Origin of the sequence: Neisseria sp. P0007.S010 (assembly GCF_051962875.1) — a bacterium.
GTDB lineage: Bacteria > Pseudomonadota > Gammaproteobacteria > Burkholderiales > Neisseriaceae > Neisseria > Neisseria subflava_A.
The window spans coordinates 1-243 of record NZ_JBQCUX010000063.1; the positions used below are offsets into that span (position 1 = coordinate 1).

Below are 243 nucleotides of genomic sequence, written 5' to 3' on the forward strand. Positions count from 1 at the left end.
GCGGTATTCCTGATTTTCAGACGGCACGAAACCGAGTACCAAAGCTGGATTGAAACGGCTGTATTTCCAATCGGTCTGATTGCCGTCGCCGTCTTTATAGTCGTTGGCCTTGGTGTGATTGTGGTTGGCCACGCCGTACACCTTTGCCCCACGCGCTTGCGCGGTAACGGAGTTGTAAAAGCTTTTGGCGTAAAAGCCGCTGTTCGCTTTCAGCGGACGGAAGGCTTGGTCTATGTTTTCGGT

Annotated in this window: 1 pseudogene; it reads right to left on the bottom strand. The window is 52.7% G+C overall.

Annotation, left to right across the window (positions count from 1 at the left end):
- Positions 1–243, bottom strand: a pseudogene (locus ACTHR7_RS10915) (TonB-dependent receptor); the annotation flags it as partial.